The sequence below is a fragment of the Nocardia sp. NPDC050799 genome (assembly GCF_040654015.1).
Lineage (GTDB): Bacteria > Actinomycetota > Actinomycetes > Mycobacteriales > Mycobacteriaceae > Nocardia.
In genome coordinates this window covers 76,512-100,152 of record NZ_JBFAHF010000003.1, presented here as the reverse complement: position 1 = coordinate 100,152, position 23,641 = coordinate 76,512, and the positions used below count along the sequence as shown (strand labels likewise).

At 72.4% G+C, this 23,641-nt stretch carries 2 protein-coding genes; both read left to right on the top strand.

Annotated elements, in window-relative coordinates; all coding sequences use genetic code 11:
- The first annotated feature begins 16 nt into the window (after nt 1–16).
- On the top strand, nt 17–517 hold the full coding sequence (locus AB0H42_RS04655) for a YbaB/EbfC family nucleoid-associated protein (protein ID WP_357049805.1): 501 nt from the start codon (nt 17–19) through the stop codon (nt 515–517).
- A gap of 16 nt (nt 518–533) precedes the next feature.
- Entirely contained in the window at nt 534–23,624 is a 23,091-nt protein-coding gene (locus tag AB0H42_RS04650) for a hypothetical protein (protein ID WP_357049803.1), read from the top strand.
- Nucleotides 23,625–23,641 lie beyond the last annotated feature (17 nt).

Sequence of the window (23,641 nt, the reverse complement as noted above, 5' to 3'; positions counted from 1 at the left end):
GGGCGGTGCCGCGACGATGACCAACGATCAGGCCAAGGCCGAACTGGCCGCGATCATGGACGGCGTGCAGGAGCAGATGCGCACCATCGCGCGCATCCAGCAGCAGCGCGCCGAACTCACCGCGAGCGCCACGGCACGGGGTAAGAAAGTCATCGTCACCGTGAACGCGGACAACACGGTGGTCGATGTGAAATTCTCCGCCGATATCGACGAACTGAGCTATCCGGAGATCGCCAAGGCGGTCGTGGAAGCCACCCAGCGGGCGGTCCGGCAGATCTCGGAGAAGACCACCGATCTGATGTCGCCTCTGGATATCCAGCGATCCCGGATGCCGAAACTTTCCGACCTGGTCGAGGGCCTGGCCGATATCGAGATACCGAACCCGGTCGCCGCGTCCACCGAGCGACCCGCCACCGCGGCGCGCCGGCAAGTTTTCGACGGTAGCGGCCCGCCGCCGGGCGGAGACGAGCCGGACGATACGCGCCGGGGCAAATCGGTCACCGACTCCAGCTGGTGAACCCGGGTAATCGGCCATGATCGAGCTCTGGGGTCCGCTGCAGCATCTCGCCTGGCTCGCGGGCGTGGAATGGCCGCAGGGCAACGAGGACGAGATGTGGGCCCTCGGCGGCGATTGGCGCACGGCCGCCGACGAACTCGACGATATCGTCGCCGACATCATCGAGGCCAAGCGTGCGTCGCTGCACGCCTATCCCGAGGGTGACGGCGTCACCGAGATGATCGCCGCCTTCGACAGCCTCATCTCCGGTGACGGTTCCGACTCCGATCAGTCGGTGCCGAAACTGGCCGGCTACTTCCGCCAACTCGGCACTTCCGCCTACGACACCGGTACCGAGATCGAATACACGAAGCTGATGTACATCTCGTCGCTGGGGCTGCTGGCGGCGGAGATCGCGGCCGCGTGGATCTTCCCGCCCACCGCGCCCGCGGTGCAGGCCGCGGCGGTCGCCATCACCAGGGTCGCGGTCCGCATCCTGGGCCAGCGGGTCATGCAGGCGATCTTCCGGCTGGTATCCAACAAATTCGTCGGCTTCCTGCTCCGGCATGTCGCGATCGACACCGTCCTCGGAACCATTCAGGAAGTCGGCATCCAGGCATACCAGGTCGAGGCGGGGCACCGCCCGGATTTCGATCTCGGGCAGATCGCGGTCACGGTGGTCAGCTCGGCGGCCGGTGGCGCGGCGGCCGGTCCGGTGGGCGACATCATCGGGAACAAACTCCAGAACGAGGCCCGCGGGATGGGCCGCCAGTATCTGAACGGGGCGATCACCGGTACCGCCGCCGGTTTCGTCGGCGGGCTCGCCGGAGCCGCGGCCGCCATTCCGACCCAGTTCGCCGTCATCTGGGCCGACACCGGCAGCTGGGACCAGGCCATGGACCAGACGATGTCGACACTGCCCCAGCAGTTCGGTCCGCTCGCGCTGGTGTCCGGCGCCACCAACGGCCTGGCCACCGGTGTGAACAAGGTCGGTGCCAATCACGCCTTCAGCAGCCTGGAAGTCGGTGTACACAGCGACAGTTACCGCAACACCTGGGGCGACCGGACCTTCATGGATCGGCTCAACGACGCGGTGAGCGGGCCCGGCACCCGCAGCGGTGGCCTGCCCACGGGACCCGGCGGGCCCGCCGGCGCGGACGGCACCGGTGGTTCCGGCGGCGACGGATCCCAGACCAGCAGCCCGGCCCGGACACCGAACGGTGTGGGAGGCAACGGCGAAGGCGACCTGTCTCCGGCCGGAAGCAACGGGGACCACGGTGACTCGCCGGGCGGAGCCGGGGCGGCCGGCGGAAACGACCGCGGCGGGCCTGTCGGCAGCGGTTCGAACGACGGCGCCGGAACCCGTGGCGAGGGTGCGTCCTCGTCGGCGGGCGGCGAGAGCGGGCGGCAGGGCGAATCCGGAGCCGTTGCGGGACAACAGGCCCCGTTCGGCGCCGGCGTGAGTGGCGACGGTGGATCCGTGCAGCACGGGGACAGCGGGTCCGCCGACCGCTCCGACTCCACGTCGGCTCCGGCCGATCGTTCGGATTCCGGTGCGGGTGTGGCCGATCGTTCGGATTCCGGTGCGGGTGTGGCCGATCGTTCGGATTCCGGTGCGGGTGTGGCCGATCGTTCGGATTCCGGTGCCGGCGCGACCGATCGTTCCGACCCGGCCACCGGCGCGGCCGACCGTTCTTATTCCGGCACCGGTGTGGCCGACCGTGCCGAGTCGGCAGGGCTGAGTGACCGTTCCGATTCGGACGGCACTGGTTCCTCCGCAGCCGATTCCGACTCGTCCGCACGGCCGGGCCGGGCGGACGACTCCGGTCTCGCGGACCGGCAGCAGGAAGCCGGCGGGGCGGGGACCTGGCGTAACGCAGGTGACGCGGCGGTCGGACCCGGTGATCCCGCCGGAGACCGCACCCGCGGCGAAACACCGGGTCCGGTCGTGGGCGCTCCGGTCTCCGGACCCATGGGCGCCGCCACACCGCCCGCCACCGCGACGGCTCCGGCCACTCCCGGCGCTCCGGCAGCACCCGGTTCGACTCCTGGCGGATCCAGTCCGGCGGCACCCGGATCTACGAATACACCGGGCGGCGCGAACGATTCGCGCGCGCAGGCGGGTCCCACGGGCGAGTCCAGATCCTCGGGCGCATCGGACGGCCCACGGTCACGTGCCGGGGTCGGTGAACGGTCGCCCTATCCCGGCACGGACGGCAGCGGCGTGCGGGCCGGCCGGACCGGCGCGCCGGTGCCCGACGCGCACAATGCCCGCCATGCGGGGGAACGACAGGATCCGGTCGGTGGCCGGATACCGGGCGACGTCGGCGACGGCCGGATCGGACCCGAGGACGTATTGCCGCTACCCGTACCCGATTCCGCCGCCCGAGACGGCGAAGCGCGCCCCGGGTCGCGGGATCAGGGGTTGCCCGGTGCGCGGCGTGACGGTCGAGGCCGGCCCGGCGGCGACGGCGCTATCCGCGACCGGTCCACCGACGACGCCGGGGAACGAGGCACCCCCGAACCCGGCGAACCACAGGGCATACCCGATCCGCGCAATCGCGGGGAATGCGCCCGGCTCACGCTCGCCCAGCTCGCGGCGGAAACCGGAAGCGACCGGATCACGCCCCCGGAGGAACCGGTGGGTCCGCGCGGTATGGACCGGCGTCAGATGGAGGACGCCCTGGGCGGAAAACTCTACGACTACCCCGACCCCGGACCCGAGCACTCCCGCCACCAGGCCGTCGCCGACGAACTGCTGCGTCAGGCCGCGCGGACGGACCCGCGTCTGGTAGCGGCGGGCCGTGGACCGCGCGCCTTCGTGGTGGACGAATACGCCGGGCCGGTGGACGCACACGGGGTCGGATCGCACGCCTACTCGGTGACGGTGCGGATGGATCCGCTCACCGGCGAATACCGGGTCGTGGTCTCCGATCCGGCTGCGGGGCAACGCCGCGGCTTCCCACCGGACGTCCCGGCCGAACTGCGTCATGTCTCGGCGACCCTGCTCGACGGCGCGGGCCGGATACTCCCGCCGAGCGGCCACGACGGGCGGGTGCGGCCGACGGTGGAACGCTATCAACGGCACAGTCGGTCGGACTACGCGGTCAACCGGCAGCGGCGCGAGACCGATGCGCAGTACGCGGCCCGCCGCGACGCCGAGGACGCCGACCTCCGGTCCCTTCTCGACCGCCGGCGCGCGGAGTACCTGCGCGCGATGGCGGAACAGGTCCAGGGGGACGGGCGCGCCGAACTCGCCGACCGGTTCCGCGCCGGCGCGGCGGAAGCCGACCGTGCGGCCGATCAGCATCGCTCCGCCGCGGACGACCGGTGGGACGAGGCGCGCCGTAAACCCGAGAAACGGATTTCGGACCGGCCACCCGGCGAGGACCGGACACCCTCCCGTGATGACGAGGACGCGGCGGATCGGCGTGATGACGAGGACGCGGCGGATCGGCGTGATGACGAGGACGCGGCGGATCGGCGTGATGACGAGGACGCGGCGGATCGGCGTGATGGCGAGGACGTTGCCGACCGGCGTGCCGGGGAGGATCTGGCGGATCGGCGTGCCGGGGAGGATCTTGCGGATCGGCGCGACGAGGACTCCGCCGGGCGGCGTGATGACCAGAACGCGGCGGATCGGCGTGATGGCGAGGACGTTGCCGACCAGCGCGACGATGAGGATCCGACCGACCGGCGTGACGGCGAGGATTCCGCCGGGCGGCGTGATGACCAGGACGTTGCCGACCGGCGTGACGGCGAGGATCCCCCCGGGCCGGTCCGCGATGAGCCGGAGTCGGGAACCGATGCCGGTCGCTACCGTTACGACGCGCAACCGGATGAGCCGCAGCCGTACCGGCCCACCGATCCCGGCTTCGCCGAGGCGCTGGCCGCGACAGCGGCGCTGCGGGAGGCCGAACAGACCCAACGTGACAGCGTCGTCGCGGCGTTGCGGACGCTCGCCGTGGACCTGGGGTTGGTCGAGCCGGGGAGCCGGCCGGATCTGCGGCAGTTGCGGCCGAGCCGGATCGGCCCGCGGATCGACGCCCGGCAGCAGCGGGTACGCGAAGACGGCACGCTCAGCGAGTACGAACGGGCCCGGCAGCTGGCCGATCTGGATACGTTGCGCGCCCATTCGGAGCGCTATCACCGGATTGTGGGCCGGATGTCCGAGACGTCCCAGCTGCTGGGCGAACTGGGTGGTCTCGCTTTCGCACTGGACGCGGAACTGCATCCGGGCGCGATCCAGCTGACCCCGTACGAGGGCGCCAGTACCGCCAAACTCGTGGTGGATATCGCGGTGCTGGTGCCGGGGACCGACACCGGTGCCCCGAAACTCTTGATCGTCGAGGCCAAGGGCGCCGATTCGCCGCTCGGTGGTTCGCGGCGTGCCGACGCCCAGCAGGGTGCACCGGAGTACCTGCGCGACACGCTCGCGATCGACAGGAACCTCGCGACCGTGCTCACCGAGACACCTGGTCAGATGCGGGCGCGCGGGATCGATCCGGACGGAGTGGCCGGTCGAGAGCTCGTGCGCGCGCGGGAGGAACTGCTCGCCGCTCATCGCGACGGCACCCTGGTGGTCGAATACCACCAGGTGCGTACGGCGGCGACCGGCGAGATCACCGTGCGGCGGTTCAATCTCGAACGCGACGGGGATCAGGTCCGCGTCGATGTCATCGGTGGGATCGGCCGAACCGCGCCGGAGGCGTCCGGATCGGCCGACCGCGGGCGGCCCCCGGGTGAGGGTGATGCGCGGCGGAATCCGGAAGTTGGGGATACCCGGGTGATTCCGGAAGTTGGGGATACCCGGGTGATTCCGGAATTTGGGGATACCCGGCCGATTCCGGAAGTCGTGGACACCCGGCCGATTCCGGAAGTCGGTAATACGCGGCCGATTCCGATGGTCGGTGATACGCGGCCGATTCCGGAAGGCGCTGACGCCCGGCCGAATGCGAAGGCCGGTGACACTCGGCCGATTTCGGTGGTCGACGACTCGCGGCCGACTCCGAGAGTCGATGGCACGCAGCCGATCGCGAAGGTCGACGACAGCCGACCTGCTCCGGCGGTGGACGATACGCAGTCCGTCCCGATCGCCGGTACCGAGCGACCCTCCGACGCCCAACTGCTGGGTGCCCCGAAGGACGACTCCTGGTCGGGGCTGGACTCCGCGCAGGTCGGTGCGCGATTGCGGGATGAAGTTCGGGACCTCATCGGCAACCCGCGATTCGAGGTCATCGGTTTCGACCGCCCCGAGGTGCATCCGGAGGTGGCCCGCGAATACGCCCGGGCGCTGGTCGATATGTTCCGGGCCCATCCGTCCGCCCGTCTCGGCGCGGTGGTGTTCCGCGACCTGGGCCCCGATGTGTTCGGGCGGACGCACTGGTCGCTCGACCACGGGGTGCCCCGCGCCGATTCGATCGAGTTCAACACATCCGTGGCCACCGATCCGGCGGCCGTGCGCCGGGAGACCGAGCACAACGTCGATACCGGCTGGTTTCCGGAGGTGGCGCGGGACCGGCCGGCCTACGCGCGGGCCGTCCACGAGTTCGGGCATGTGCTGGACGGCGCGGGTGGGCACCGGGCCCGCCGGGACCTGGCCGGCCACCTGATGCGGCACTTCTTCGACCGCCATCCCGAGGCCACCAGCGTCGACGACTACTTCGCGTGGTTGCGCGAATCGCTGAGCGGGTACAGCTTCCACCCCGGCACCCCGCATCCGAAGCCGGCGGAGACGCTGGCCGAGGCATTCCTCGCGACCGAGATGCGCCGCGCCGGGGGGGCCGAGCCGGGCCCGGCAGCACGCGACCGCGGCGACGATCCCGTGCGGCTCATCCACGACCTGCTGGTGGAGTCGGTCCGGGAGGCACCCCGGCCCGGCTTCGGCTGGTTCACCGAGGAGTCCGCCGCACCGCGGCCCGCGGGTGGTCCGGCCGGACCACGGACCGAGGGTTCGGACGCCGGCGCACCACCCGGTGCCGATCCGGGTGGCGGCGAGGGATCCGACGGCGGGCCCGCCGATCCGGCTGCTGCCGACGCCGTGGCAGCCGACCGGCAGGCCGAGCGCGAACGTCTCGATCTGGTCCGATCCGGCGACGATCACCTCGACGACTGGCGGTACGCACCGGTGGACCAGGCGGTACAGGTGCGGGATGTGCTGGCACAGACCGCGACCGGGCGGGCCGCGCTCGCGCTGCTGCGGGACGCGGGGGTGACCGTCCGGTTCGCCGAACCCGGTGACGGTCCGGTCCCCGCCGACGACTTCAACGGTCGCACGATGGCGGCGATGATCGCGGCGGGCGATCGCGATCAGGTCGCCCGGGCGGCGGCGGTCGTTCGTGTCGCCGCCCTCGCCGAATCGGTGCTGCGCGGCCGGGTGGAGGTGACACCGGCCCGGATCCGCGCGCTGGACCGGGCCGATCACGTCGCGGCCCGGATGCGGGCGGAAGCCGACGCGCTCGGCCGGCAGGCGGAGTTCCGGCGGGAGCTGGGCCGGGCCGGATACGACACCGACAACGCGCTGGCGACCGATCCCGTCGACCTGGCGCAACGGCGGATCCTCGACATGGCCTACCTGGAGGCCTACGACGCCGCGATCCGGCAGGCCGGGGAACCACCGGGTTCCGGTGCGCGGACACGAATGGAAACAGACGCCGCCCGGGCCGCCGAGCTCGCCCGTCTGGTGGCGGTCCGCGACGAGATCGCGGCGAGCCGGGATCGGGCGGTTGCCGCCCGGGATGTGCTGCTGGATCGGCTGGGGGTCCGGCCTGAAGAGGTGGCCACCCGGGCGCTACTGGAGGAAACCGTCGAGCGGTTGTACGGCCGGAGTGTCCGCGTCGACCGGATGAGCGAATACGGCGACCGCGTGGAGGCCATGCGTGAGGCGGCGACGCAGGTCTTGCGCCGGCAGCGCGAACTCGAGCCGGCCGAGGCGGATATCGCGGATGCCGCCGGCCTGCGCGATTCGGCCGAACCGGTCGCGGCGACCGATACCGACCGGCTGCACCGGGTCGGAGCGGCCGCGGGTATCGCGCGACTGCTGGCGCACCGGGCGTTCGACTCCACGGAAGTGGATACCGGCCGGAGCGGTCGTGCCGCGGCGGAAGCGGAGTGGGATGCCGCGCGGGCAGTCCGGCCGCCCGCGGGCATGGCCGAGTACATCCCGTCCGCGCAGGCGGCGGCCCGTGACGTCGAGGCGTTGGTGCGGGCGGACGCCGCCGCGGCCGCGCGGCTGCGCCGGATCGAGGCGGCCTGGGACCGGGCCGCCGACCGGCTGCGGGAGGCGCTCGGTATGCGAAACAATCCGCCTACCGGGTCCCGTCGCGAGATCCTCGATCATCTCGCCCGGCGCGCGCGGGAGCGGTCGGATTCGCTGCCCGGTCTGGAGGCCCGGCTGCTGGGTGCGCTCACCGACGAGCACGCCCGGCTGAGCGCCGAACGCACCCGGGTGCGCGCGGAGCTCACCGAGGTGGTCACCCGCGATCTCGCGGGCACGGCCGCATCGGATCCGATCCGCGTTCATCTGGACGATGCCGGGGCAGTGACGGTACAGCGGGAAACCGGACCGGGGCCCGCCGAACAGCCGGGGTCCCCGGATTCGCCCGTACCGCACGGCGACCGGACGGATCGCGCCGAGTTGGCGCGATCCGCCGCCGATCTCCGGGACAAGGCGTTCCGCGAGCTGAGCGCGCTCGGCACCCGCGCCGGGGCCTGGGGAACCGCGAGCTGGGTGCGGCGCACGCTCGACGAACACGGAGTCGAGATCAGGTTCGGTACCGAGCCGGAGGCGACAGCGACCCGCACCCCGAATACCCGGCGGCGGCTGGGCGTGGACGCCGGCTACGACCCGGTCACGCGGACGCTCACGCTGCATCCGGGCGATACGCCTGCCCAGCATGTGCGTGAGCTGGTGGTCGCCGCGCGGCTGGCGGAGCAGTTCGCGGGTATCGACGTGGCGGCCGAACGGATGACGCTGCCGCGCGACGAATACTGCGCTCTCATGTTGGACCGGGTCGCCGAGGCCTATGCGCTCTCCTTCCGGGACACGGTGGATCTCCAGGTGCGCGTTGTCCGGCCGGCGCTTACCGACCCGCTGGCCCGCAGCTACGCCGAAGCTTTCGTGGAAGGATTCCGGACCGCCGAATCCGCCTACGGTTCCCGTAAGAATCTGGGCGGTGAATCCGGCTGGTTCTACTCCGCCGGGCACAAGGCCGGATTCCGCGCGGTGCGAGCCCAATTGGACAGCCAGGGTCCGCTGGTCGGCGGGGTCGCCTCGAGCGAGCATTTCGCCGGGATATGGGATCGTGCCCACGGGATCTCGCCGGCCGGCGGTACCGAACCGCCGACGCCGCGCCGGATCCCGGCGGACACCCCGGAGGACCGGCTGCGCCAGGCGCGCAGCCTGGCCGACGAGATCGAAGGTCTGCAGATCCTGCGCGACCTCGGACAGTACGTACCGGTGGGGCCGGCCGAGCAGGTCTACCGAGCCGCGCACGACCGGGACCTCGGTCGCGCCCGGCGGCGCGCCGGCGGCGCGGAGACCCCGGCGCAGTCGGCACGGCGGGCCGGAACCGAAGCCCTGAGCCGCTACCTGCGCCGGACCGGGCTCGCCGACGCCGAGGTCGCCATGGACGTGGTGCGGTCCATCGTGGATGGCGGCGGCTCGCCGTGGGGCCATCCGAAAGAACAGTCCGAACGCCGCGGCGGGGCGAGCACGGTACGGCCGGAAAGGACGGCGTCGGAGGCGGATTCCGATACGGCGCGGCGTGTTGTCGACGCGGAACTGGAACGATTCCGGCAGCCCGAGCGGTTGGGGGATCGCCCGGAACGGCTGTCCGATCGCGTCCTCCGTTACCTCGACCCGCAGCCACGCCTGGTGGTCACGGCCCGGCCGGGCGAACATGTGGACGCGCTGCGGGAACTGGCGCTCGCCCACCCCGAATACGGCGATGTGCTGTGGGATCACTCCCACGGCCTGGACTATCGGCAGGTGACGGTCGGACCGGACGGGGAACCGGTGGTCACACCGGTCAACCGGGCGACAGCCGAGGGACCCTACGGCAGGCGTGATCTGCTGGGTGAGCGCGACCAGATGCTCGCCCACTATCTCCGGTTCCGCGCCGCGGGCCGGACCGACCTGGGCTTCACCGACTGGCTGAAGCAGCTCGGCCCGGACGCCTTCTACACGAAAGCCGATCGGGGCAGCACCCACCGGCCCGGGACGGTCGGTCACCTGCGCGACGATTTCGTCACCCGAGGCCACCAGCGGGTCCGCGCCGCCGACCGGCCGCTCGACCCGACGCATCCGGCTCAGGTCGCCCACAATCTGCACACCCGGCAGGTCCCGATCGCCGCGGGCGGTAGTGCGCGGCCCGGCCATCACCGGCTGGAGGTCTTCGCCTATGGCGTCGGGTATCTCTCGGTCTTCGTGGAACCCGACGGGTACGGCGGCTGGCGGGTGCCCGCGCCGGTCGGCCTGGAAGGCAGCCAGAACACGCTGTCCCGGTACTTCCAGGGCATGGCCGGCGATACCCGTGAGGGACTGGTCGAGCGGATCGCGAGGATCCTCGACGACCCCGCCGCGCCACTCACCCCCGAGAGCCGACCCCGCGGACGTATCGGCAGGCTGCTCGGCCGCTTGCCCTTCGGCTCGGACCGGCCGGGCGGGAACCCGCTCCGCGCAGGGGACCCCGACGGAACACCTCCGCCGGACGGGCCGGAGTTCATGGGCGGTGACGACACCCGGCCGCACGGGAACCGGACCGGCCAGCCGGGCCCGGACACGCCGGCGAACCCGCCCGACCCGGGCGCGGACGCCACACTGCTGCACGCGCCCACCGACGAATGGTCGGCGCTCGAGCCGGTCGAAGTCGGCCTGCGGCTGCGCGAGGTGATGCGGGAGCTGACCGGGGATCCCGATTTCGAGGTGTACGGATTCGGTCTGCCGGACCTGAACCCGACCGTGGTCCAGGAGTTCGCGCGGTCCCTCACCGACATGTACCGGCGCTATCCGCAGGTCGATCTGCGCAGTGCCGGTATCGGCCATCTGGACGACGCCATCGCCCTGAACAAACCGGTGACCGATCGCGAAACCGGTATCGCGCGCGCCGATTCGATCGCGCTCGACTACACCCACGCGCGCAGCGCCGAACGAATCCTGGACCGAATCCGGCAGTCGGTGGACGAAGGCAGGCTGAACCCGAACGCGCTACACCGGCCCGTGTACGCGGTCGGCGTGCACGAGTTCGGCCACGGAGTCGACTACGCGGGCGGCCGGCACGCACGGCGCGAGCTGGAAACGACGTTGCGCGAATACCATCGCGATATCGTCGGCGGAGATACCGCGGACTTCGCCGGCTGGTTGCGCCGGGAACTGGTCGGGTACAGCTTCCGTCCCGACGGCCGGCTCCACGAAGCCGAAGCCCTCGCCGAAGCTTTCGCCGAGGTCGAACTGGCCCGGCAACTTCCGGAGGGCCGGCGGCCCGAGGTGGGCGAGGTGCGCCGCAGGATCCACGACCTGCTGGTCGGATACGCAGACGCTGATCCCGGAGTGCCCGCGCAGCGGATCGGGCCGCTGCACGACGGACCGGAACACATCGGGTCCGACGACAGCGGGCCGCCGCGTCCGGTTCCGCCGCCGGAAGAACCCGACGGCAGCCGGCCGAACCAGGAGCCCGGCGGGGACGAGGCACCCATCGACCCGGACGCGATCATCGAGCCGCTGGTGCTCGAGGTCGACGGCGAGCGGATCGCCTTCGATCTGGTGCCGGACGGCCCGGACCGCTGGCGGCTGGTGCCGCAGGGCGATCTTCCCTCGGCGACTCCCGAGCGGCCGGCCGCGCTGCGCCGCGAGATAGCGGCGATCCGGCGGATGTGGCCGGGCCGCGCGCCGCAGGTCAAATACCCGTCCGGATCCGGGTGGGACAGCCGTGGTCAGGCGGCGATCGCCGACGGTGTCGCCGGTATCCCCGATCTGGTGAACCCGATTCCGCCGCAACCGCCGGCCACCCCGGCGCCCACTCCGGACCATCCGGTGATCGGTCCGGCGCCGGAATCCGGTCCGGCCGACCCGACCCTGCTGCGGATCGGGCAGCAGCTGCCGGTGTGGATCGGCAACCGTGAGCACATTCCGATCTTCGGACGGCTGTCCGCCCGAATGCGCGACGACGCGGGCGAATTCGTGCCGATGCATCCGGGCGACGACGCGGAGTACCAGCCGTGGCTCACCGACGGAACCCTGGACGCGGCCCGCGACCAGTTGCTCGCCGACATGGATTCTCGTCGCATATCGCCGGCACAGGCCCTGCGGGATCTGCTGGCCGTGGCCGCCCGGCCCGATGCCACGCCCGAGCAGCAGCGGCAGATCCTCGATGCCCTGCGCGCTCGCGGGCTCGTCTCCGGCGACGAGGCCGCGGCACTCGCCGATGGGCTGGCCGAGGAGAGCGAAGCACGGGGTTCGGAGCTGCCCGTCGGGCCGGCGCCCGAGGGGGAGAGCTTGACCGACGCGGCTCGGCGGCTGCTCGATATCGACCTGCTCGACGACAGTCCCGAAACCCTGGCCCGGGTCATCGACGAACAGCAGTACCGGGTGGCCCGGGCGACCGGGGCCATCGAAGGGCTGGCCGCCGCGGTGCGGCGCTACCGGATCGAGCAGACCCTGCCCTACACCATGCGGGACGCGCCCCCGGCGGCCGATACCGAGCGCGGGCTGCCCCGGGCCGGCGAACCGGCCGCACCGGACGATCCGGGCGGGCGTCGCACCGAGGACGATCCCGACGACGGCTTCGACGACGACCTCTTCGAGGACGAGTCGGACGCGCCCGCGCCGCGGCGGCCCGGACGCTACGCCGCACCGGACCCGGAAGGCCGGCCGGTGCCGTTCCGCGACGAGATCAGCTTCATCGATCAGAACCCCATGGGGCGGTTCCTCATCGAGATACTGGCCGCCTTCGGGCACGAGCCGGGCCTGCTCGACACGCCGCCGGTGGAGAACGGCGCCGACCAGCTGCCGATGTGGGGTGACGTATATGAACTCGGCCGCGACCAGGGCCTGCGCCGATTTTTCGAGAACGCCTTGCGCCGGGACCAGATCCGCGACGAACTCGCGAGCTGGGCGGCGATGCGCGACCTGTCGCTCGAGGACCTGCTCGCCGATCCGGAAGGCGTGCTGGATCGGTTGCGGGCCGAGAACATGGCCCGCTCGGAACGAGTCGCCGAATTCGTCGACGCCGCTCGCGCCGCATTGCCGGAAACCGGGCTCACCGATCCGGTCGGGGACTTGCTCGGACGGCAGCTGGTGCGCCTGCCCGGCGGGGCGGGGCAACCGGACCGGCTGGTGATCGTCGACGGTCCGCGCGACCGTGAGCAGGTACTGGCCGACGCGCTGGCCGCCGACCCCGACCTGCGTCATCTGCTCGACCGAGGCGATCTCGTCCTGGACTACCGCGCCGTGCAGCGGGACTGGACCGGCCAGACGGTACTCGTGCCCGCGCCGATCCCGCCGCTGCGCTATCTCCACGAGAACATCCTGGGACGCGACCTCGAAGTACTGCTGGTCCGCGACAGCGACGGCACCTGGCATCAGGTGACCGGGTCCGCGGCGGATCACCGGGCGGCTCTCGGCGAGCCGCTGCCCCGCTCGGCACCGGAGATCGTGGCCGAGATCGCCGGCATGCTGCACGAGCTCGGTATCGGCCCGGACGCGGTGGCGCCGGACGCGCCGGCCGGGACCGTGGGTGATCTGCTGCTGGACAACGCGGTGCGAGCGGTGCAGCTGGAGGCGCTGGCCGATTTCATCCGCTCCGCCACCGATATCGAGATCTTCAACGAGCTGACCGACGCGCGAAGTCGACTCGCGCGCCGGCTGGGACTGAACCTGATCCCGGACCCCGGCGCACCGGAACGGACTTTCACGGCGGAGTCGCCGGCCGACCGCCTGAGCGATACCGGGCAGCGCCGGGCCCTGCGCGCCCAGCAGTTCGGCGATCTCGCCGAATACGCGAAAAGCCTGCGCGAGGTGGATCCGGACGCGGTCGCCGCCGCCCGCGACCGGCTGGCGCGGCGGCTGGTGTCGGAGGAACTCGCCCGCAAGATGTCGACGCGGCGAGCCGCCGACCGCGCGGGCGTCGACCGGCGGATAGCGGCCCTGCTCCCGCCGGGCTATGTCGACGGCCCGGACGGCACCCGCGTATTCGCGGTGGACCCCGCGGGCCTGGATCCGAAGAAGTTGTTCCAGGTGATCCGGCGGCTGGAACGCGACGGTCAGGGCGAGCTGGTACGCGAGGCACTGGCCGAGTACGCGAACGCCCTCTTCGATATGGACCCCTACACCGATGTCCCCCGCGGCGATCGCGCCGCCGACCCCCGGATCGCCGACGGCCGCTTCCCGATGCACGACCGAGAGGCCATGGGCGGGCTGCGCGACCTCATCGCCGAAGCGGTCCGTGCGGTGGGCGCCGACGATTTCGCCCGGGCGGTGGCCCAAGCCGCGAACCGGCCCGCGAGCCATCGGATCCCCGACGACGACCCGGATCAGCGTCCCAACGCCGACCGGGACTGGGCCCGGCTGGTCGGGGTCGATCTCACCGGTGCCGACGACGCGACCTTCGTCCGGATCTACGAGGCCTACCGGGACGGCCGGATCGAGAACCACGAGGGCCTCGGCCCTGAGGACCTGGCCGCCGAACTCGGCCATCTGCGGCGCGAAGTCCGGGACCGGGCCCGGCGGATCGCCGCACTGGGCCGGCTGCTCGACGAATACGCGCGCAGCCGGCGGCCGGACCTGGCCGCGGCGGCCGGTGATCCACCACCACCCGTACCTGAGCCCGGTGACTCCGGCGACGGCAGCGGGAAGCCGCCGGACACGCCTCCCGCGGTCCCAGGAGATGCCGGTGAGGGCCCGGACGACTCCGGCCCCGGAGCGGTGCCCGGACCGGGCGAGTCCCCCGCGCTACCCGACTCCTATACGGAACTGATGGATTGGGTGGAGCTGCGCCGGGCCGAGATCGCGGTCGACGCGGCCGCCGACGAAGCGGCCTGGGCCCGCCGGCAGGCCGCCGACCGGCCCGGCGACGAACTGTTGCGATTCCGCGCCGAACAAGCGGATCGGATGCTCGGCTACGCCCGCGAACGGGTCGACCGGATCCGGCTGGCCCAGGTGGACCGAGCGGCTTGGAATGCCCGTATGGACGCCGGCCGGGCGCGCTTCCTCGCCGATATGGACCCGGGCAATTGGCTCGCCGGCCAGCGGGCGGAGCTGGCCGAATGGGTCGCCCGCATGGCCGAGGAGCGGGCGCGCTGGTGGCAGGACATGCTGGGAGGTCCAGGTGGGGACACCCCGCCGGGGACGCCGCCGGGCGGGCCGGGACCCGACTCCGATTCCGGGCCCGCCGGGCAGAAACCGGATTCGGGGTCCATCCCCGAGGGCGCGCCGGAGCCGGGCGATGCCAGTGGCCCGCGGGTACGGGAGGAGGACGGCGGCGCAACCGGTCCCCGGCCGCACGACCTGCTCGCCGATGCCCTGGTCGACGCCGTCGCACGGTGTGACGAACTGACCGCGCGGATCGCCGAACGCGGGTTTGGTCTGCGCACCGATGTGGACCCGGGCGCTTTCGACACCGCGCGGATGGCCGAGACATTGGGTGAGCTGCGCGGTCGCGATCTGGATGCCGAGGACAGGGTCCGCGTCGAGGAGATCGGCCATCTCATGACCCGTCTGCTGCACGCGGAGCAGGAAGTGCGCCGGATCACCGGGCGGATCGAATACGACCGGCTGGTGGGGGAGCGGCACGGGGTCACTCGGGAGCGCGCATTCCTGCGGGCCAAGATCACCGACCGGGCCCGCAATCTGGGCCTGCAGAACCCCGGCGGCTGGGCCGATCTGGGGCCGGAGGCCCGCGAGCGAATCGTGCTGCGTCTCGACGAGGAGACCGGATACGACGCGGTGGACGTTGCCGGTGGGATCGATGAGGTGCCGCGGCACGACCGCAGCGCGGTGGGCGACCAGGAGCGGCAGCATCGCCGGGACCTGATCCGCAAGCTGATCGCCCGGACGGCCGATTTCGACGAACTCGGCACCCGCCTGCGGGAACTGGACCGGCAGATCGCCGGAATGGAACAGGGCCAGGAGTTTCTCGACCGGCCCCGGCCCGAGGAAGTGACCGCCGAACTGGAACGGCTCGCCCGCGAGCGCGCGGCCGAACTGCACCGCATCAAACCGCGCCGGACCATGCGCGACGATCTCGCCCGGCGGCTCGGCGTGGACGAGAACGACGACCCGGCCGCGGGCCTCCTCGAACCCGGCGCGCTGGACGCGACGCTGCGGGACCTGCGTGCGGGCGCGTACCGGGATTTCGTCGCGGGCGTCCTGCGGCCCTCGCAGTACCAGCGGCGGCTGCTGCGGATCGATGCGCTGGCGGATGCGGCCCGGGACGTGAACGAGGCCCATCACCGGATCGGCCGGCTCCAGGACGAAATGGCGCGGGTGGCGGGTGTCTGGCGTGCTCTGGTGGAAGCCGAGGGCGGCCGCATGGTGACCGATCGGGTCGGTGTGGTGGACGGCGACGCACCGCGGATCATCGTGTTCGGGCCGCGTCCGGACCCGGCGAATCCGCGCGCCGATCACGATGCCGCCCTCGACCACGCCCTGCGCAACAGTCTCGCCGCCGCGCAGGCCGTGGTGCGCCCGGAGACCACGGTGGAGTACCGGCGCGTGCTCGCCGACCGGGCGGACAACTGGCGGGTCGAGGATCTGGATCCACCCGAGGTCGAGCGGATGAGCACCGGGTGGGTCGCCGGTCGCCGCCTCGATACGACGCGGTGGCGGGACGCCGCGGGCGACTGGCATCCGGTCGACCCCACCCGCCCCGGTTGGCAGACCAACCGTGACGCCCCCGACCTGCCGAAGAAGTTCGGACAGAAAGATCTGCCCGACGGTGTGAGCGGCTGGGCCGGCGAGGATGTCGTCAACGACATTGTGCTGCCCCTCGAGGACGTACCGGCGGGCAAGATCCCGGAGAGCACCCTGCCGGTCAACGCACCGATGGCGCCGGCGCAGTACAACACCTCGGGTATCGACCCGAAGGACCTGTTCGGCCAGCACTGGGGCGCGGACGCCTACAACGTGATGCGGTTGCTGCTGATGGCCGCGCTGGTGCCGAAACATCCGGCGGTCAAGGCGTGGATCCAGCGGCATCCGGAAATCGGTCGCTGGGTGCAGGCGCGACCGTGGTTGCAGAGACTGCCGCCGTTCGGGACGGTGTTCCGCGGTTACGAATGGTTCGCGCAGCCCGGAACCGATGTGCAGCCCATGCACCGCCGCTGGCAGGAAAGCGACCACCTGCCGCCGGCCGTGATGAACGAGATCCCCGAGGGACTGCGCCGGGAGTGGGAGCGCGAGGCCGAGCAGTGGGCCGAAGTGCAGCGCTGGGCCGACGAAGAATACGACCGTTTCCTCGGTGACGATACCGATATCGATCGGATCGCCGACGGTATCGAACGGTACCGGGCGGACCGGCAGCGGGCGGCGGCACGGGAATTCGTCGAGCTGGTGCGGACCCGGACGGTCGGCGAACTCGGTGGTCTCGATCCGCTGGGGAATATTCCGGCGCAGCTCGCGCGGATCGAGGCCGCGATCGATCGGGTGGCCGAGGAGGCCGGTGACCGGTTCGCCGTCGACGATCCCGAGCTGGTGCGCAACACAGTCGAGCAGGTCCGCGAGATGCTACTGGGCGTGGTCGATCCGGCCGAGATCGTGCCCGAAGCCGATCCCGACGAGATCGTGCGGGCCGTCGACCCGGACGATATCGCCGAACAGCCGGCCGGGCGGATGCGCGACGATGTACCGCGCTTCACCCGGGCCGAACTCGAACAGATCAAGAACCACCTGATGGTCGACGAGCACCGGGTGCGCGACGCCGACGACCCCGACGGCGAACTGGTCCGGCGCCCGATGGACCGCCTCGCCGATATCGCCGAAGCCTGGCACCGGTTGCGGGCGGGCGAGCCGTTGCCCGCGGACCTGGTTCTGCTGCAGGACGCCCTCGCCGAGGCGCAGTACCTGGCCGACCACCCGCAGGCCACCTGGCAGGCGGCAAATACATACGCCATCGGTCTCGGCCACCATTGGGATTCGCAGCGTCCCCCACTCACCGAGTGGCGGGAAGGCCGCCCCTACGCGCTACCCCCGCTGCAACCGGACCCGGCGTACCTGCCGCCGGGCGGTTCGGAGACCCGCCAGCGGCCGCCCCCACCGGAGAGCACCGCGCCGGCGGCTCCCGGCGGGTCCGTACCGGATGATCCCGACAACCCGGACGGACCTCCTCCGGACGAGCCCGGCGGCACCACGCCCGCGAACGGCCCGGGTGGCGGTAAGCCTCCGTCCCACCCACCGTCATCAGCCCACAGCACCCCGGAACCGGCGCGGGGCAGCCGACCGCCGCAGGGCAGCGGACCTCCACCGCCCCTGAACGACCCCGGCGGCTCGAACGATCCCGGCGGCCCCGGCGGCCCCGGCGGCCCGAGTAATCCCGGGACCCCGCCGGCCGGTGACTCCGGCGCGCCGCGGCACGGCGATCCGCTCCGTGATCTCGTGTCCTTCCTCCGGGATATGGCGGCCCGGCCCGTGCAGCGCACGACCGCGCCGCTCACCGGCGCCGCCGCCGAGCACGCCCGCCGGCTGGCCGAACACCTCGGGCGCACCGGTGTTTTCGGCGAGTTGCGCGATCCGCTCGCCGCGCTGGCCGAACTCGCCGAGATCGCCCGCGCCCGCGGCTTCCTCGACGATCTCGTCAACGGGCCGCGGATGCGGTACCCCGCCGATTTCACCGAACTGTCCGCTGCGGAACGCTACGGCGACGAACAGTACTGGCGGCACGAGGCGGATCCCGAACTCGCCGCCGCGATGCGGGAGGAACTGCTGCGCGCGGGCCTTTCGGTGGAGGACCCGCAGCTTCCCCCCGGGCAACCGCACGGCGAATTGCCGGCCGTTCGGCCGGAGGGCGCGGCGGATCCCGGCCGGGACTCCGCTACCGGGCCCGCGCCACGATTGGAAAGCGTCGCCGAAACCCGTGACGCGCTGGCGCGTCGGCTCGGTATCGACGACGAGGCGCTCGGCCCGGACCGTCTCGGCCCCACGGTGTCCGACCACCGATACCGGATCCTGTTGCGCGCCGGCGCGGTGGAAGCCCTGGCGGCCGCGCAGGCCCGCGTGGACGCGGCGACCGACCCTGCCGCGCGCGCGGCTCGGCGCGACAGCCGCGATATGTGGGCCCGGCTGCTGGGAATCGACCCGGAGCAGTTGAACCGCGATCCGGCGGCCGTCCTCGATCGGGAACGCGCCGGTGTCGTCCGCGCCGCCGACGAACTGGCGGCACTCGCCGACGGTGCGGTGGCGGCCCGGCAGCAGGCGGATTCCCGTTCACCCGAGCCGGGCGATACCCGCCGCGGCAATGTGGTGGTCGAGGGCGAGCGGGTGCCGGTGCGCCTGGTCGCCGACGACGGTGACCGCTGGCGGGTGGCGGAAACCGGCCGCGCGGCCCCGCCCGACGTGCCGCCGGTGCCCGCGGATCCACCGCGCCGCACACCGTTGCTGCGCCGGATCTGGGAGTGGTTGCGCGATACCGGGTACACCAACGAGACCCCGAAGTACCCCTCCGGTTCCGGGATCGACAGCGCCGGGCAGTCGCTGCTCGGCGACGAGGCCGGGCTGCCGTTGCGCAAAGCCGAGGACCCGACGCCGGGTGTCCCGGGCGACGAGTACGAGGTGCTGTCGACCAAGTTCAATCCTGTCCGCATCCTCAAAGAGGGCGTCACCCTGTGGAAGAAGCGGGAACTGCTGCCGTTCCTGCGGCGGTTCACGTCCCGGGTGGCACCGACCAGCGCCGATACCACACCGCTGCTGGACGAGGCCGGTAACGAATACCGCTACTGGTTGGACGAAGCCGACCCCGAGCTGGTGCGCCGGGAACTGGGGGTCGAACTCGACGACCTGAAACGCGCGGCGGAACAGGAGAATCCGGCGCTACCGGCGGCGCCGGAAACCCGGCATCCGGCGCCGGGACCGGCCCTCACCGAACCCGACGGTGCGGAGGTGCCGCGCAGTGCCGGTGAGATCGCCGGGTGGGCGGACGAACTGGCGGACGCCGCGGCCCGGCGCGACGAGCAGGCGGCGGCGCTGGCCACGGCCGCCCGCGCTTTCGGTATCGATCCGGGCGAGCCGACTGCCGAGAACGTCCGCCGGGTGCGGGACCTGATCGAATATCAGCAGGCACGGCGGATCGGCGCACTGACCGGGCTGGCCGACGCCGCTCGGCGGTACAACGCCGAACACGCCGATATCCCGTACAGCGACGAGGCGACCTTCTTCGACGCCAACCCGCTCGCGCGTTTCCTGCGTGAGGTGGTGGCCGCTTACCACGAACCGCACCGGGCGCCGGAGTGGCTGCCGGAATCGGTGCGGCGCCGCCGGCCCGGCCCGGCCGATCTCCTGAACTGGGAGGGTGTGAACAACGGCGGCGAGCCCACCCGTGACTGGGGTGATCTCTTCGACAGCGACCAACCCGGCCGGGACGACGGCCGCCGGGTCTATCTCGAACGGGCGCTGCGCCGCGACCAGATCCGCGACGAACGGGCGGTGTGGGCGCAGATCCTCGGCGATATCGACCTGGCCACGCTGGATGCCGACCGGCTCGCCGATACCCTCGCCGAGCAGCTGTCCCGCATCCAGGACGCCGCGTTGCGGGTAGAGGATCTCGCGCGGCAGGCCGACGAGTTCCTGCGTCGCGACGCCGAGGTCGACGAACTCGCCGGCCTGATCGGCGATATGGCGGCCCAGGAATGGGTCCACGCACAGGGCGGGGTCATGTTCGGCGACCCGGCGGGTCTCGGTCTGCTGCCCGGCGCGCCGATGCGGCTGGTCGTCATCGACGGCCGGCTCGACCACGACCGGGTGCTGGCCGACGCGCTCGCGCGCTATCCGGACCTCGCCGCGGCCGTGAACGACGGCACGCTGGACGTACGGTACGCGCTCACCCGGGTGGAGCCGGGGCGGCCGCTGCCCGGCGGCGGGTACGGGCCGGAGCGGATCACCGTGGCCGACGCGGGCGCACCGCGGGTCCGGCACCTCGTCGCGGAGGTCGCGGGGCGGCACGTCGATCTCACCCTCGTCGACGACGGCGACGGCTGGCGGGTGGTGCCCGACGACCCGGCCGACCCGGACCCCGGCCACCGCCTCGACGCGATGTCGCGCGCCGAAATCGACACCACAGTGGACGAACTCGCCCGGCGGCTGGGTATCACCGACGAGGATCTGGCCGACCCGCACCGGCTCGCCGCGGAACTGTCGGCGCTGCGTGATCAGAACGAGATCCGGGCCGCCCAGCTCGAGGCGATCATGGATCATGCGCGCACCGCCTGGGATATCGACACCTATCACGCGGTCACCCGAGCCCGGAACATCCTGGCGCACCGCCTCGACCCCGCGGATACCGCCCCGCTCGGCCCGCCACGGGCCGCGCAGATCGTCGCCGACCCCGCCACCCCCGGGGCCCGGCGGATCCAGCAGATCACCGGAATGCTCTCCTACGCCGACGAGCTGGCGGCGCTGGATCCCGCCGCGGTCGACGCGGCCACCGCGCGGCTGCGGCAGCGCCTGGATGCCCTCGACGAAGCCGTCCGGGTGGTCGGTACCGGAGCTATCGAGGAAGCGATCCGATCCCTCGTGCACCGGCCGCATACCCGGCCCGACCTGGTCGCCGCACTCACCGACTTCCTGACCGAACTCGGGCAGATCGATGTCTTCGACCCCGCGACCCACGGCGACCGGGCCGTGGACCCGCGGGTGGGTCGCGCCGAGATCCCGGTGCACGAGAGAGCGGTCCGGCACCTGGTCGATCTGATCGAGGATCTGCGTCATCTCGCCGACGCTCCGCATCGGATGGACCTGCTGGACGCCGAATCCGATCTGCTGCCCGCCACCGGACTCGGCATCGGCCACGATTTCGCCCGGACGGTCGGCGTCGATGTGCCCCCCGCGGACCTCGCCCGGTGGGACGAGGTGCTGGAGCGGCACCGCCGCGGCGAGATCGGCGACGACCATCCCGAATTCGCCCGGGTACGCGCGGAACTCGCCCGCTGGAACGAGGTCTACGAGAAGTACCGCGACGGCCGGCTGGACCGGCACGAACGCCTGACACCCACCGAACTCGCCGAGGTCCAGGCCGAATTGCGCGCCGAGGTCCGGCAGCGGGCCCGCGATATCGCGGCCCTTGCCGAACTCGCCGACCACGCCGCCCGGCTCGACGAGGCCCGATTGCGCGACGAGCGGGAGCGAGCGGTGGCCCGGGTGGAACGTGCGCGAGCCGTCCTGCCCCCGCCCCGTCCGGAGCTACCGGTGGCCGAGGCCGATCTGGCCTCGCATACGGCACTGGACCGCCGGATCGAGGCGTTGCGGGGCCGGACGACCCGAATCGATGAACAGCGGGAATATCAGCGGCGCGTCTCCGAGTACGAGGACGCCGCCCGCCGGGTGATCGACGCCGAGGCCGAGCTCGCCCGGCTCGACAACGAACTCGAACAGGGCCCGATACGCCGGGACGACCGGGCAGCAGACCCGGCCGGACCTCTCGCCCCGGGCGAAGGTACCGGCGACCGGGGGGCCGCGCGGACTACCGGCGATTCCCCGGACGCAGGCCCCGCCGGACCGCGCGGTGAGGCGGACGACGCCGGTGGACACGGCGGACGAACCGAGCCCGCCTCGGGTAGCGGTTCGCGCGCACATCGTGGCGCGCCGGGAGACGCGGATCCACCGGGTGGCAACGGTTCCACCGGACGCCGCCGGATACCGATGCCGCGCGGATCTTCGCTGCGTCCCCATATTCCGCATCCGCCGCGCGATCGCGAGATCGATTTCCCGCCACCGTTCGAGAACGAGCGCGAGCCGTGGCCGGTGGACCTCGCCGATCTCCCCGTGCAGCCCCGGCCACCGGAACCGTCCGACCCCCCGCGGCCTCCCGCACCGCCGCCGCCGCCGACCACACCGAAACCTCCGGTACCACCGACGCCTCCGATCCCGCCTGCACCACCGGATCCGCCCGCGCCGCCCGAACCCCCGACACCGCCGGTACTGCCGCAGCCGCCGACTCCTCCAGCGCCGCCGGGTCGGCCGCATCTGCCGGGTCGGCCGCATCTGCCGGGTCGGCCGCACTCGCCTGGCCAACCGCACCTGCCCGGTGAACCGCATCCGCCGGGTCAACCGCATCCGCCTGGCCGGCCGCACCCGTCCGAACCGCCGCAGCTCCCGATGCCTCCCGGCCTGCCGATCACACCCGGACGGCCGACGCCACCCGTCCAGCCGCCGTGGCCCCCCGTGGTCCCGGAACCGCCGCAGCCGCCCGGTCCGCCGCTGCCCGGGCAACCGGCGGTTCCCGCGCCGCCCCCGGTTCCGGGCCCGTGGCCACCGGACGCGCAACCGCCGTTCGATCCCTATCCCACCGCACCCGGCCCGGCTCGTCCACCGGAGCCGGGCAACCTTCCGGGCAGCGGCCTCCCGCCGGGATCTGCCGGGGGCACCGGCCCGACGAACCCGAGTTCGCCGGGTGGTTCGGCACCCGGAGGTATGCCGTATCCGCCGATGCTGCCGCCGCCCGGCAGCGGGTCGCAGGGTGGTTCGCGCGAACGCTTCCGCCGCCAAGGTGCGCCGGCCGACGGTCCGCCGCCGGCCCGCGGCGACGGGGAGACCGATGCGGCGGCCCCGCTGGTCGTACGCCCGTTCGCGGGGTTCGGCGTGCCCTCGGAGTTCAACCCGCGGACCGGCACGTTGCAGGCGGCACCGGCCGCGCCGGGCCGGGTCGGCGGTCTCTACGGCGAGATCGCCGGGGTGCCGGTGGTGCTGTACCGGCAGCACGGCCGGCTGGAGTTGCGCATCGGTGAGTCGACCATCGACCTGGACGGCCCGGTTATCGTCGAGTTGGCGACCGTCGCCTACCGGACCACGCGGTTCGCGCTGGTCCAGGGCGGACACCGGCTCGGCGAGCTGACCTACCGGTCGCTGCCGGAGGAGTTGGATTTCGGCGCGTATCTGCGGGATGTACTCGCCGATCCGCAATGGCGCGCGCAGGTGTTCGCCACGTGACGCGCGGGATGGTGGGC